A 12,878-nucleotide genomic window follows, 5' to 3' on the forward strand; every position below is an offset into this window, starting at 1 on the left:
GGCGCAAAAAAGTGCTACCAATAAAAATTTATTTAGATACCCATTGTTAAATTTTGCTACGAAAATAAAGAGAATAGGCAAATTCTTTACTGTTGAACTTGCTTAAAGAGAAATGTTTGCTGAGATGGTAAGCTCGGCCTTGGCGTAACACTTGGGCGCAGTTTCAGGCTAACAGAATACGATTTGGCTCGCGGCATTTGCACTTCTGTATGCAGCAGATGTCGCCGTTGAGCCTATAGGGACACTTCTTGTTAAACGAAAGGGCGGCGAGTTACTAGAATGGCAGTGCTTAATAGCTTAACGATTAATTTCCATAATAAATCAAGTGGTTAAGATTTTTATCGTCACCAAAGACTGGTCTGCATCGGGGTGAGTCGATTTTTTCTTCTGCTGAGCGATAAGTTTGTCTGCTATTGGTATTCTGAACTCCATTCAACAGATTAAAAAATGCCACTTACACAGATCTTTTCACGCTCTCGAACTACATGTCCGGCCTTTTTCTATGCTTAATTTACAATCCCAGGTAGGGCTTCTCTTAAAAGTTCCAACTCCTTTTTGTTTGCTTTAATCCAAAGTTTTTTCAAGTTTGGTATCGAAGCCAAGATTTCTACTGTCTCTTTAGTCTTGATTACATTTGTTTCAACAAGATACAACGCAAAAATATTTTTATTTCCACGCAACTCGTCAATACTGGACAACTGTGAGTTTCCACTGAGGTCTAAAATTTTTACGCTGTCAAGCGTTGAAATGATAGAACCAAAATCTAACTTTTGACATTTATTCAAAGATAAGTAGCTTAAATTATGGGTGTTTCCGGTAATTTCAGAGAGTTTGCTTGCATGGGACACACTTAATGATTCCACTGAGTCTGAGCATAAATTAATTGACTCTAATGAACGAACAACGGAGCAGTTTAATGAAATTGCGACATCAATTTTTAGATTAATAACTTTGGAGTTGAATATATTTACATGCTTAATCCCGTCAACCAATTCAGATGATTCATTTTGCTCAACATAACCTTTCCGAATGAATGCCATTATGGCTTTCCAATCATCTCGCTGCCACTCAGCGTTATATACATAATCCAATATTGGTAATATAGAATCGAAGGTAGGCAATGAATTTTCCCATCTCTGCCATTCTGAAACATTTTCTGGTGCTAACTTTATATATTTCTTAAAAGATGAAATGTCCATATTATCACTTAATTAAAATTGGGTTGTCGAATTCAGAACGTTGATCTCTTCCGGTATATTTTTGCATTTCTTTTGAGAAGCGGCTCTAAATTCTGATGATTTATTCTGTCACGCTATCCCTTTGCTCACTCTTATTTGAGCTGACTAAAGCTTTAAAGCGAAGGTCACTCTTGCTCAGAGGGGTAAGTGCCTCGGCTTTGGTGAGATATTGCATAGTGATGTGGATAGCGTCTTGATGGTGACTAAATTCCCTAAAAATACGCTTTGCAATCAGCTGATTTAATTGATGTGCGGCTAATGAGGCATGCTCATGCTTTATCTGTAAAATAACCTCTTCTAGGGAGATAGGTTGAATTTCTCCCAAGGATATAAGAAAGGCTTTTGCGACAGTTCTGGCGTGTGAGAAATAGTCTGAGTGCGCATCTAAGGCGTAGATATGCTTGAAAATGTGTTTGGCTAGGGCTTTATTGCCGTTGCGATAAAAAGATTCGCCATCAAAACAAATATCCCCTAGTCCTTCCATTATCTGTCTAGGGTTATCCGATAGGGAAAGCGATTCAATTTCTTTTTGGTATTCCGAAAACTGATCCATATTCTCGACCTTACTGGCAATACAGTGTGACTTTTCGACTATTGAAGTGGGAAGGCTGACAATCTTAGCAAATCCACTAGGTTAAAGCGTAACGGTCTGAATAAAATCAACGTCATTTCTGCAAACTCAAGCTCAATTTCGGTATAAAAAAATGCCACTACAAGGGGTTAGTGGCATAAATGCATAAGTCGGGCATACGCTTAAAAGGGTGGGTAGAAGACTGACATCTTGGCTGGGAACCTTTGCAACATCAGTCTCTACGCCGGGAAGTAGGTAAAACCTTTGGGTGTAGGGTGGCAAAATAGCGCGTTATTACATGCTTACTGGGCCGTCGATTTTATCGAAGCTCACATCCCCTGAACCTGCCGCAAGAATCGTTAATCCCTTAGTATTAAAGACATTAATGTTGCCTGAGCCATCTGTGATGGTCACAGCACTTTGCACATTGGCGACTTCGATGTTGCCTGAACCATCATCGATGGCGATATTGCCGCGAATATCAGTTATCTTGATTGCGCCAGAGCCATCGTCAATCGTGAGGTTGCCGTTGATTTGACTGACTTCAATGTCCCCTGAGCCATCATCAATGCTGACATTGTTACCGCCGTTGATAATGAGTTCACCTGAACCGTCTTTGACATTGATATCTGCTGTCATCTTGTTGATCAAAATGGCGCCTGAGCCGTCATCGATATCCAGTGCTAAATTCGCAGGCACTTGCAGTTTTAGGTCGATATAGGGTGAGTAATTATTAAAACCGCTTTGTTCAAAATCGGCTTTGAGCTTGGCCTTGTTGGCCTTTTTCTCTAGGGTGAGAATGACTTTGCTGTCGTCGTTGCCGTCCTTATTGCTATAGATGTCGGCGACGAGTTTAATTTGGCTGAGGCCTTCGACACCGATAATTTCCAAGCTGCCTGCGCCAGTTTCTGCAATTAGGCCTTGTAAGTCTTGGCTATCGAGTGTGAGTTCGCGTTGCTGGTGGTCTAAGTCTGGCATGCCTGCTGCGTTCACATTAAGAATGCAGCCAGTGAGCGCTACCCCTGCGGTAAACACCAATATAAAAGCGAGGGTGAATATAAATGGACGTAGTGACATGTTAGCTTCCTTGTTTATCTAGCACTCGTTTTTCGGGTGAGTGCTGAGTAGTCTGGCGATGGATAAGACATAGCACAGCCCATGCCAATTTTAAGTCTCATTTATAATCAATGATTTAAAATAAAAGTGTCCGCGCTTGGCTGTGTGGACATGTCCGCCGAATGAGGGATTTACTCACAGATTAGTGAAATTGCTCATTTATTAAGTTAGCTTGAGCCTCATAGGTCTGGCTGGGCAAACATACAGACAATATAAAAAATACAAAAAATACAAAAAATACAAAAAATACAAAAAATACAAAAAACATAAGAAGGGATGCAGATGGATTATTTAACGACGAACAAGACGGCTTGGGATGCGCGCACTCGGGTACATTTAACTTCGGATTTTTACGATGTGGCGGGCTTTCTGCGTGGAAATAGCTCATTACGGGAAATCGAGCTTAGCGAGCTGGATGTGGCAGGGAAAAGCTTGCTGCATCTGCAATGCCATTTTGGCTTAGATACCCTGTCGTGGGCGCGCATGGGCGCTAAAGTACTGGGCGTTGATTTGTCTGAGGTGGCGATTGATGAAGCACAAAAGCTGGCGCAGCAGACACAATTGTCCGCCGAGTTTATTTGTAGCGATGTTTACAGTGTGGCGAGCAAGGTTGAGCCGCAAGATATTGTGTTTACGTCCTATGGTGCCATTGTGTGGCTGCCAGATTTAACCCTGTGGGCGCAGACGGTTGCTGACTGTTTAAAACCCGGCGGACAGTTTTACATGGCCGAGTTTCATCCGGCGCAGCAGTTATTCGATGGTTATAGCTATTTTAATCGGGGTGAGCCAGATATAGAGCAGGAAGGCACTTATACCGAAAATGCCGGTGATGATCAGCAAACCTTAATGTGTTGGTCACACAGTTTATCGGAAGTGATCAATGCGTTACTGCAGGCGGGCTTAGTGTTGGAGTTCTTCCACGAATTTGATTTCAGCCCGTACAACTGTTTCGAAGGGCTCGAAGCGCAAACCGATGGTCGTTATGTGTTAACACACCAAGGGCAGAATGTGCCCTTGGTGTGTAGCATCAGCGCTCGTAAGCCCGCGTAATGCTAGCCGTTTGTGATGGCGAGGATTAACGACTACGGTAAACCGGATACTTAAGGTAATGGTTATCGTAGTAAGGGCTGCGTTCATAGAACCAGCGTAGGCGCGCCTCGGGATCGGCGGCAAATTCGGCGTTGGTCAGTGCCTTGTCGAACTCAGCCTGCAGCTTAGGATCATCTTTTAGCATCTTGGCCGCCAGCGGCTCAACCGCATAATCTTCAATGTATTCAGTGCGGGTGAAGATAGGATTAAAGAAACCCCATTGCAGCAAGGAATCTGGTGATTGCGGCTCCAGCAGTAAAATCGCCAGATCGCCCAGCGGTTGATCTGTGCTGATTTTAATGGTGCCAGCGGGCAGAGTGGTGCTGACTTTCGTCAACTCTGACTCGGCTTTGACCGTTTGATGGCCCTCAAAATCCTTAGTGTTAAACACGGGGTTACTGAGTTTGTATTGCTGTAATTTAAGCTCTGTCGGTTTGGTCAGGCGTGTCATGCGAATGCCGTGTATGTTCAGGCGATCAATCACTTGCGTCCATTGCGCCGGAATATAGTAAGCACTCGGACGAGTAACTTTAATATCTGGCACATTCTCAGCGAGCACAGGCAGATTTGGGTACAGCTTAGGTTGACCGTTCCAACGCACCACCTCAGTGCCGCTAATCGGACTCTGCTCCAGCTTGTAATCTATACCCTTAAAGTCCCAACCTTTTGCCAGTGGTGCCGATTTCCACGTGAGGGTGATCAGCGGTGAGGCGCGATATTTATCTTCTTGAATCGCACTCTTCAGTTTTGTCGCCTGTTCGCCCACGGTTTTGAGGGTTTGCTCTAACATCACATAAGTGCCGAGCACTCTTTGTTTAAAGGGTTTTAAGCTGTGGTTTTCAATCAAAATAGTCGGTAAATGGCGCGCATCACCATAACCGTTAGAGAAGCGCGGACTTGGATTCCACAGCGACATGCCTTTGGTGATATCGGCATTATCCACGGCAAAAATTAGCGGGCCGGGAATATGGCCTTGCTCGGTTAACGCGGCTTCAACCGCGGGTCTGTAGCTGTTTTCGAGCCAGCGGTAACTGGCTGGGCTTAACCCTTGGGCGAGGTTATAGCCAAAGGTGACATCGTATTGGTAATCGATGCCGTCGGTGACATGCACGTCGATATATAAATCTGGCTGCCACACGTTGATTGCGCGCAGCATGTGCTGCATTTCTAAGGTATCGGCCTTGGCATAATCGCGGTTAAGGTTGAGATTATTTGCTGTAGTGCGCCAGCCCATATTCACAGGGCCACGTTGATTCACGCGATTAAATTCGCCGCTGCGCTCATGGGCATCGACACTAAACATAGGCACAAACAAGAGGTTGGCTTTATCCAGCAGGGCGCTTTTATTGCCCTTAATGATGTCGCGTAGCAGCATCATGCCGGCATCTTTACCGTCGATTTCTCCGGCATGAATCCCCGCTTGCACTAAAACTGTTGGTTTAGTGTTTTGCTTGAGGCGTGCCGACTCATTAATGCCTTCACTGCTGGCGATATACATCCAAATATCGCGCCCCTGTGGACTCTTACCTAGGCTCACCTTTTGTAATTTATCGGTCTCGCCCGCAAGCTTGTCGAGCCAAGCGATAGTGGCATCGTAGCTCGGACTTTCAATACCACTACTTTGTTCAAAGGGCGTCGCCCACTCGTTATCGACACTCAACATGAGCGATTCGCTGGCGCCATGCCAAGTGATGCTCGGCGGTAAAATGGCATCGTTGACAAAGGTGTTGGCTCGCTCAGGGATCGGCGCGTGCTGAGCCTCTGGCGCTACAGCAGTGGCATCGGTTGCGACAGTCGCAGCGGGTTCGGTTGCTTGGGTATTCGCAGCCGGATTCACATCCTGTGGCGCTGTTGCTACTGGGTTTTCAACTGGCGTTTTGTCGGTGACGGTTTGCGCCGCAGCGACTGGCGTTGAGGTTGGCAAATCTGTAGATGCTTGATCTAAGGTTTTTGCATCGTTGGCAACAGCATCGACAGTGTAGAGACTGCCCGCAGAAAGGCAGGCAATGGCGATAACGGAGAGGGAAAATAAGCGCATGAAAAGAGTCCATATATCGAATTTTTAATAGGACGGTATCTTTTCATTAAACGCCCCGTTAACGCAAGGGCGGTCAAGGGGTTATCTTGGTTCGCGAGAGTGATTTTTAGCTGTGATTCCCCGTGGTAACGGCTTATGAACGCTTGGCAGTTTTGTGTAACACGGTTTGTCCGCGATAAGCGATTTCGATAATCTCGATATCGGCGTAGAGGGCTTCGACGGCGATGGCGAGTTGATAGATAAGCCAGCCGTATCCCGTGAGGGCAAATCCCTGCGCGACTTCATTTGTCAAAGGGGCTGAATTCGGCGTCTGAGCGGCCAAGCTGAGTTGTAATCTGAGTTGCAACTCTTGCCCTAGGGCGGTGGGCAGCGTGGGTAAAGATGCGGTTTTACCTGCGACAAATTCACTCAGCCTTTGAAGATGGGCAGTAAGCTCGGCGGCGACGCGATTGATTTGGTGGTAAGCCTCTTTGTCGGCTTCCTGCCAGCGACTCAAAGGCAACAATTCGAGTAGGGTGATCAGCCGAACCTGTTTATTGACCAATTCCGCCAGCAGTATTTTATGCTTTTTTAAGGTTTGGCTTTCCCACTCGAGGGAGAAAAACAGCTTCTTTTGGGTTAATACCGCTTTCATGGCCGCTTCGAGTTCGGCGCGAAAATCTAAATCATGGTTAGCGGGGGCGTGTAAATGTTGGGTGAGCACCTTTGCCATATTGTCGATGGCATTGGCGAGCTGGCTGCGCCAGTCTTGTTTGGCCTTGATTGGGAAAATAAATAGCGAGACTAAAATAGCAATCACGCAGCCTGAGAGTATGTTGGCTGTGCGCCACAGCGCCTCAGAAGTATCATGGTTAGCATCGCCGACCACTATGATGATGGTAAATCCTGCCACGAGATAGGCGTAGCTGTAGCGTCCCGCCGAGATAAAACAAATCAAGCTGACGGCTAAGATCAGTAGCCCCATAATCAGCCAATAACTGTCGATAGTGGCGACTAACATCACGCCATAAGCAGAACCTAAACAAGTGCCTACCGCCCGTTGCAGGGACTTTTCAATCGCACCACCCACCTGTGGCAGGCTCATCATAATGATCACGATCGTCACCATGCTCCAAATAAAATGTGGCGGCGACCAAATGGCATTAATGGTGACGGCAATCAGCAAGGCGAGGCCAAGTTTAAGGGCATGAATGGCGCGGAAATGGCGATAGATAAAGTCGGCAAAAGGGCTTGCAGGGGCAAATACGGACATAATGCAACACTCCTTTGGGCTGATGATAGCCAAGCCATTATCGCAGAAAGACGTCGCGCCCGTGTGGCTTGGCAGATAAAGAAATACGAATTGCGAGGCTGCGCCGTTTGAGCTTAGTCCAAGGCGCCGCCAAGATCACATTAATTTCAATTAAGTGATAATAAATCAGTAGGATAGAGTTCGGTATATCTAACAGCGGGCATAAAAAAGGCTTGAATAAGGGTTGCCTATTCAAGCCGGTATTTGAAGCCTTGAGTGACTGTTTCGCTAGCTTAAGCTGCGCTCGCTATCCGCTTTAACGTCAACTTCTGTGTATTTATCCATGATCAAGGCACAAGCCGCATCGCCAGTAATATTAAGTGCGGTGCGGACCATGTCAAACACTCTGTCTAAGGCAAACAGCAAAGGTAAGCCATCGATAGGGATGCCAGCCGCTAACAACACAGCCACCACTAAGAAAGATGGACCGGGCACACCCGCTTGGCCAATTGCGCCTAAGGTTGAGGTGAAGATGATGGCTGCATAGGCTGTCATCGACAAATCGACGTTATACATTTGGGCGAAGAACATGGCGACTAAACCATAGTAAATCGCGTTGCCGCTCATATTAATGGTGGCGCCTAACGGCAGCACAAAGGCCGTGGTTGCCTTAGAGACTTTAAGATCTTCTTCGCAGGTTTCCATATTCACTGGCAGTGTCGCCATTGACGAGGCGGTCGATAACGCCATCACCTGTGGTTTCTTCATTGCCGAAATAAACTGGCGTGCCGAGACTCTCGAGAAGAGCTGCACCACCAATGGGAAGAAGATAAAACCGTAAATCAGAATCGCGGCCACAAACACGGCGAATAACTTAAATACGACTTCTAAGGCATCGAAACCGAAGGTGCCGACAGAATCGGCCATCAAACCAAATACACCGATAGGCGCAATGATCATCACGCAGTTGATCATCCATACAAAGGCGTCAACAACAGTGTTGAGTGCGGCTAAGATTGGCTTAGCGCCATCGCCTTTAACCTTAGTCAGCGCGATACCGAAGAAGATACTAAAGACTAAGATTTGTAAGATGTTACCGCCGTTCAGCGATTCGAACACATTGGTTGGGATCATGCCGATAAAGGTATCCATTACCCCTGGCAATGCGCCGTGTTCCTTAGTCACTTCCATCAAATCTGGGCTGCTATGGGCAGTGAAATCAATCCCCGCGCCCGGTTGGAACAGATTGCCCATCACCAACGCCAGTACTACGGCGATGCCTGATGTCACGATAAAGAAGCCAAAAGTGCCAATGCCGATCTTACCTGCCGATGGGCTATCGCCTAAGCTTGCCGCGCCGCTGATGATAGAAACTAACACCAGTGGTATCACTAGCATTTTGATTAAATGGATAAAAATGGTTCCGAGTGGTGCAAACACGCTTGCACTTTCGCCCATGATAAAACCGACTAGCGCGCCGATAATCATGGCAATAACCACTTGCACACCAATATTGCCTAATAAACTCTTGCTCTTCATTCTTGCGAAACTCCCCAGTTGCCGCAGCATTTTGTGTCATGTAGGCGATTTGAATCTAGACGCCGTAAACCTTAGAGATTAAGGCCTACTCTAGGCTAAAAGCCAATGCCCGACACTTTTTTTGTCCGGCTAAAGTACCACAATTGCATAGCAGGGGATTGTGAAACATCACCAACCTTGGTTTCAAAATAACCAAAGTCTAAATCACGCCAACATTAAATGAATAATGCTTAATTTTATCGGCTTAAAAATGAATAAAGTTTATTTAATGGTGCGATTTTAGCTGCCAGATTGATGAATTGTGATTTTTCGTTTGGTTGCAGAGTCGCGTTGGGTAGGTATAACGACTGTTGAAGGTATCAATTTTAACCTTGGCGTAGTTTTTTTGTGGCATACAACAAGTTTTTTCCACTATCTATGGATGAATTGACTGCAAGTTATTGCAAGGGGCGGATTAACCCTCTCATTCTAAAGCCATAGACTTATGTTTTTTAAGCAAGTTAACATGTCAATCTGACGTTAATATGAAGGAGGCATTTGTGGATATAGGATCATTCCTTGGCGAATCAGAGCCGTTAAAAAACTGGATCAATAAGTGTATTGCTCAGCGAGGCTTACAGTATTGGCTTGTTTATCAAGATACTGTGGAAAATGAAGTTCTCCAACTGGCCACACTGCTACTTCCAATTGTCGATGATATGAGGGATTGGTCTAATGAAGAAATCGATGAGTTTGAAGATAGTCTGATAAACAATGGTTATTGCTATCTGCTCAATATGGATCAAATTGAAGACGTTATCGATAATTACCAAATGCAAAAAGATAACCCAACAGATGAAGAATTACTTGAAGCCATTATTTTCTATTATGAGCGAGATGCGTTTATGTGCCTGTAATGCGTAGTCGTTAGATTCATGCAAGTGTTACTGATATTTAAATAAAAGCGCCGACTCATTGCTGGGTCGGCGCTTTTTTACAAGTAAGGCTATGGCTTAATGCTTAAGCGCTTATGCCTTTGGACCAGCGTTGCGGATAGCGTCTGACACTTGATATTTAGCGAAGTTTTTAGTGAAAGCTTCGGCTAGCTTCTGGGCATACTCGGTGTATAGCGCTTTATCGCCCCAAGTGTTGATTGGGTTGAGTAAGTTGCTGTCTACGCCAGTGACTGCCACAGGAACGGCGAGGTTCAAGGTGTCTAAGTGGACGGTTTCAACATCTTTCAATTCACCGCTGACAATCGCATCGACGATGGCGCGAGTGGTGGGGATGTCAAAACGTTTACCCACACCGTGTGGACCGCCAGTCCAGCCGGTGTTGACTAAGTACACTTGGCTACCGAATGACTCAATGCGCTTCATTAACAGTTCTGCGTACACGCCTGCAGGGCGTGGGAAGAAAGGTGCACCGAAGCAGGTTGAGAAGGTCGATTGGATCGCTGAGGTTGAGCCGATTTCAGTCGAACCCACTTTAGCGGTGTAGCCAGACAAGAAGTGGTATGCCGCTTGTTCTTTGGTCAGGATAGAAACCGGTGGTAATACGCCAGACACGTCGCAAGTTAAGAACACAACCGCATGTGGCTCGGCGCCGCAGTTGTCTTCTTTACGTTGGGCGATGTGCTCCAGCGGATACGCCGCGCGGGTGTTTTCCGTCAGGCTGCTGTCTTTGTAGTTGGGTACGCGGTGTTCGTCCATTACGACGTTTTCGAGCACAGTACCGAAACGAATCGCATCCCAAATAACAGGCTCATTCTTCTGGCTCAGGTCGATACATTTGGCGTAGCAACCGCCTTCAATATTGAATACGCCGCCGGGTGCCCAGCCGTGTTCATCGTCACCAATCAGGAAGCGTTTTGGATCGGCAGAGAGTGTGGTTTTACCTGTGCCTGACAGACCGAAGAATAGCGTAGTGTCGCCATCTTTACCCACGTTAGCCGAGCAGTGCATAGGCAGCACGCCTTGGGCTGGCAGCAGGAAGTTTTGTACAGAAAACATAGACTTTTTCATTTCGCCAGCGTATTTCAGGCCAGCGAGCAGCACTTTACGTTCGGCGAAGTTTAAAATCACGGCTGCATCTGAGTTAGTGCCATCACGTTCTGGATCGCAAACAAAGTCAGGGGCATTGATGATCTGCCACACTGGTTTGTCTTTACGGTTAAATTCTTCTGGGATGATAAAAAGGTTGCGGGCGAACAGTTGGTGCCAAGCGTATTGCGTGGTGACACGTACTGGTTGGTAATGTTCAGTATCGGCACCGACTTCGAGATCAGATACAAACAGTTCTTTATCGGCTAGGTAAGCTTCAACCCGTGCCCATAAACCTTCAAAAGCACCTGGGTCGAAAGCTTGATTGACTGGGCCCCATTCAATGTCTGCTTCTGAACTGGGTTCTCTTACGATAAAACGATCGCCGGGTGAGCGACCACTGCGAGCGCCTGTTTTAGCGACTAATGCGCCATTGGCTGTCAATTCACCTTCGCCGCGTAGCAGGGCAAATTCGACAAGTTGTGCTGTTGAGGGGTTAAAGTGAACGCGGTTTAATCCATCCGCCATAGTGAGGTCTCCATTTGATTTGTAAGGTTATTTTTTGTTATCGATCGTCTGCCGATTTTATTTTATTTATTACCTAAGCTTTGCTAGGTAACAAAGTGAGGCGATTGTAGCCTAAGCCGAGTGCAATGTGTGAGGGGATTGTGGGTATGAATAAAAAATGGGCGCCGAATCGGGCGCCCATATTGTTTAACTTTGATGATCCGGTTAACCGATTATTGCTGGGTCGTTGACGTCTGACCGTTCGCAAATAATGCCGCTACGTCTATGGCATCAAAAATGTATTTTGCGTGGCAATATTCGCAGCCCATTTCGATCTTGCCGTCTTCGGCGAGAATGGCTTCGATTTCTGCTTGATCTAAGGTTTTGATTGCGCCGGCACTGCGTTCATGGGAACAGGTGCATTTAAAGCTCACATCGATAGGATCGAATAGGCGCACTTCTTCCTGATGATAGAGGCGATGTAATACGCTTTCTGCATCAAGAGTGAATAACTCTTCGGCCTTGATGGTCGACGTTAGTTGGCTCAAGTGTTCGAAGTCGGCGTTGTGATCTTGCTGGCTTGGCAGAATTTGTAGGAACATGCCCGCCGCTTGTTTGCCGTCGGCAAATAACCAAATGCCTGTTGGTAACTGTTCAGATTGATTGAAGTATTCTTCAACACAGGCCGCAAGTGTTGGCTTGTCCAGTGCGACCACACCTTGGTAGCGCTCACCTTCATCGGGTGTTAAGGTGATGACCATATAGCCCTGACCGAACAGATCGGTAAGGCTAGCATCATCGGCAAGTTCAGCATTCCAGCGAGCCACACCGCGTAACTCTTGTAGATTGTTACCGTTGATCACTGCTAAAGAAACAGGGCCGTTGCCTTGTAACTGCACGCTGATATCGCCGCTAAATTTTAATGTCGCGGTTAATAGCGAGGTGGCCGCCATTAATTCACCCAACAGCACTTGCAGTACGGCTGGATATTCTTGGGCGCTGATCACTTGTTGATAGCTGTCTTGTAACTGCACCAGTTCACCACGCACATCGGCATTGTCGAACAAGTAGCGGTGTAAAGTATCTTGGTTCATCGTGTATCTCACTGTTAAAGGTCTTTAAAGCGCATGAGCTGACGTCGTTGCTTTTTATCTGGTTTCTGATCGGGTATCGGGTTATTGAGCATGTTGAGACGTCGTTGCTCAGCATTAATGGCCCGTTTAGCCAGACTTGTCGCGGTTTCTTCGTACAATTCTTGTGCAATCGCACCACTTTGGCGTAATTGCGATAATTTTTTTATGACGATCTCTTTATCGTCATATCCTTGGCGTATCTTAAGGACGGCGCCTATCTCGGCATTCCTACTAGATTTGGCGCGCTGGCCGTTGTAATGTACTTTGCCGCCGTTAATCATTTCTTTGGCGATGGCACGGGTTTTATAGAAACGTGCAGCCCAAAGCCACTTATCGAGTCGAATGTCTGTTTTGTCGCTTTGACTTTGCGTCATAGTGTCTCCAGCTAAAAGATC

At 46.4% G+C, this 12,878-nt stretch carries 11 protein-coding genes; 2 read left to right on the plus strand and 9 right to left on the minus strand.

What is annotated here, in order from left to right:
• Positions 1 to 506: 506 nt before the first annotated feature.
• From Q4Q49_RS08970 to Q4Q49_RS08980, 3 genes are all read right to left on the minus strand, one after another.
• On the minus strand, positions 507 to 1,199 hold the full coding sequence (locus Q4Q49_RS08970) for a hypothetical protein (RefSeq protein WP_311999175.1): 693 nt from the start codon (positions 1,197 to 1,199) through the stop codon (positions 507 to 509).
• Between the two features lie 100 nt (positions 1,200 to 1,299).
• Positions 1,300 to 1,791 (minus strand): hypothetical protein, encoded by a 492-nt coding sequence (locus Q4Q49_RS08975; protein WP_311999176.1) that lies wholly within the window; start codon positions 1,789 to 1,791, stop codon positions 1,300 to 1,302.
• A 312-nt stretch (positions 1,792 to 2,103) separates the two neighbouring features.
• Complete coding sequence (locus Q4Q49_RS08980) at positions 2,104 to 2,886, minus strand: hypothetical protein (RefSeq protein WP_311999177.1); 783 nt, start codon at positions 2,884 to 2,886, stop codon at positions 2,104 to 2,106.
• A gap of 321 nt (positions 2,887 to 3,207) precedes the next feature.
• Between Q4Q49_RS08980 and Q4Q49_RS08985 the strand changes: the two genes are divergently transcribed.
• A complete protein-coding gene (locus Q4Q49_RS08985) occupies positions 3,208 to 3,975 on the plus strand; it encodes a class I SAM-dependent methyltransferase (RefSeq protein WP_311999178.1) in 768 nt (255 codons plus the stop codon).
• A gap of 25 nt (positions 3,976 to 4,000) precedes the next feature.
• Here the strand turns inward: Q4Q49_RS08985 and Q4Q49_RS08990 are convergent, their stop codons facing one another.
• The 3 genes from Q4Q49_RS08990 to Q4Q49_RS09000 form a co-directional block, all read right to left on the minus strand.
• Positions 4,001 to 6,052 carry a M14 family metallopeptidase gene (locus Q4Q49_RS08990; RefSeq protein WP_311999179.1) on the minus strand — a complete coding sequence of 684 codons (2,052 nt, stop codon included), beginning with the start codon at positions 6,050 to 6,052 and terminating at the stop codon, positions 4,001 to 4,003.
• A 133-nt stretch (positions 6,053 to 6,185) separates the two neighbouring features.
• Entirely contained in the window at positions 6,186 to 7,304 is a 1,119-nt protein-coding gene (locus Q4Q49_RS08995; RefSeq protein ID WP_261271960.1) for an FUSC family protein, read from the minus strand.
• A 267-nt stretch (positions 7,305 to 7,571) separates the two neighbouring features.
• Positions 7,572 to 8,822 (minus strand): dicarboxylate/amino acid:cation symporter, encoded by a 1,251-nt coding sequence (locus Q4Q49_RS09000; RefSeq protein WP_311999180.1) that lies wholly within the window; start codon positions 8,820 to 8,822, stop codon positions 7,572 to 7,574.
• 539 nt (positions 8,823 to 9,361) lie between these two features.
• Here Q4Q49_RS09000 and Q4Q49_RS09005 point away from each other — a divergent pair.
• The gene (locus Q4Q49_RS09005) at positions 9,362 to 9,718 is read left to right on the plus strand and encodes a hypothetical protein (RefSeq protein ID WP_063881969.1); all 357 of its coding nucleotides are present in this window, start codon (positions 9,362 to 9,364) and stop codon (positions 9,716 to 9,718) included.
• Between the two features lie 111 nt (positions 9,719 to 9,829).
• Here Q4Q49_RS09005 and Q4Q49_RS09010 read toward each other — a convergent pair whose 3' ends face one another.
• From Q4Q49_RS09010 to hslR, 3 genes are all read right to left on the minus strand, one after another.
• Entirely contained in the window at positions 9,830 to 11,371 is a 1,542-nt protein-coding gene (locus tag Q4Q49_RS09010; RefSeq protein ID WP_311999181.1) for a phosphoenolpyruvate carboxykinase, read from the minus strand.
• 212 nt (positions 11,372 to 11,583) lie between these two features.
• A complete protein-coding gene (gene hslO, locus Q4Q49_RS09015) occupies positions 11,584 to 12,444 on the minus strand; it encodes an Hsp33 family molecular chaperone HslO (protein ID WP_115335977.1) in 861 nt (286 codons plus the stop codon).
• 14 nt (positions 12,445 to 12,458) lie between these two features.
• Entirely contained in the window at positions 12,459 to 12,857 is a 399-nt protein-coding gene (gene hslR, locus Q4Q49_RS09020) for a ribosome-associated heat shock protein Hsp15 (RefSeq protein ID WP_259483934.1), read from the minus strand.
• Positions 12,858 to 12,878 lie beyond the last annotated feature (21 nt).

The sequence above is a fragment of the Shewanella sp. SP1S1-7 genome, from assembly GCF_031932105.1.
GTDB classification, from domain to species: domain Bacteria; phylum Pseudomonadota; class Gammaproteobacteria; order Enterobacterales; family Shewanellaceae; genus Shewanella; species Shewanella baltica.

Excerpts from the sequence above, each read along its gene's own strand:
- Q4Q49_RS08995 (WP_261271960.1), bottom strand. The coding sequence starts at position 7,304 with ATGTCCGTATTTGCCCCTGCAAGCCCTTTTGCCGACTTTATCTATCGC.
- Q4Q49_RS08970 (WP_311999175.1), bottom strand. The coding sequence starts at position 1,199 with ATGGACATTTCATCTTTTAAGAAATATATAAAGTTAGCACCAGAAAAT.
- Q4Q49_RS08980 (WP_311999177.1), bottom strand. The coding sequence starts at position 2,886 with ATGTCACTACGTCCATTTATATTCACCCTCGCTTTTATATTGGTGTTT.
- Q4Q49_RS08990 (WP_311999179.1), bottom strand. The coding sequence starts at position 6,052 with ATGCGCTTATTTTCCCTCTCCGTTATCGCCATTGCCTGCCTTTCTGCG.
- Q4Q49_RS09000 (WP_311999180.1), bottom strand. The coding sequence starts at position 8,822 with ATGAAGAGCAAGAGTTTATTAGGCAATATTGGTGTGCAAGTGGTTATT.
- hslO (WP_115335977.1), bottom strand. The coding sequence starts at position 12,444 with ATGAACCAAGATACTTTACACCGCTACTTGTTCGACAATGCCGATGTG.
- Q4Q49_RS08985 (WP_311999178.1), top strand. The coding sequence starts at position 3,208 with ATGGATTATTTAACGACGAACAAGACGGCTTGGGATGCGCGCACTCGG.
- Q4Q49_RS09010 (WP_311999181.1), bottom strand. The coding sequence starts at position 11,371 with ATGGCGGATGGATTAAACCGCGTTCACTTTAACCCCTCAACAGCACAA.
- Q4Q49_RS08975 (WP_311999176.1), bottom strand. The coding sequence starts at position 1,791 with ATGGATCAGTTTTCGGAATACCAAAAAGAAATTGAATCGCTTTCCCTA.
- hslR (WP_259483934.1), bottom strand. The coding sequence starts at position 12,857 with ATGACGCAAAGTCAAAGCGACAAAACAGACATTCGACTCGATAAGTGG.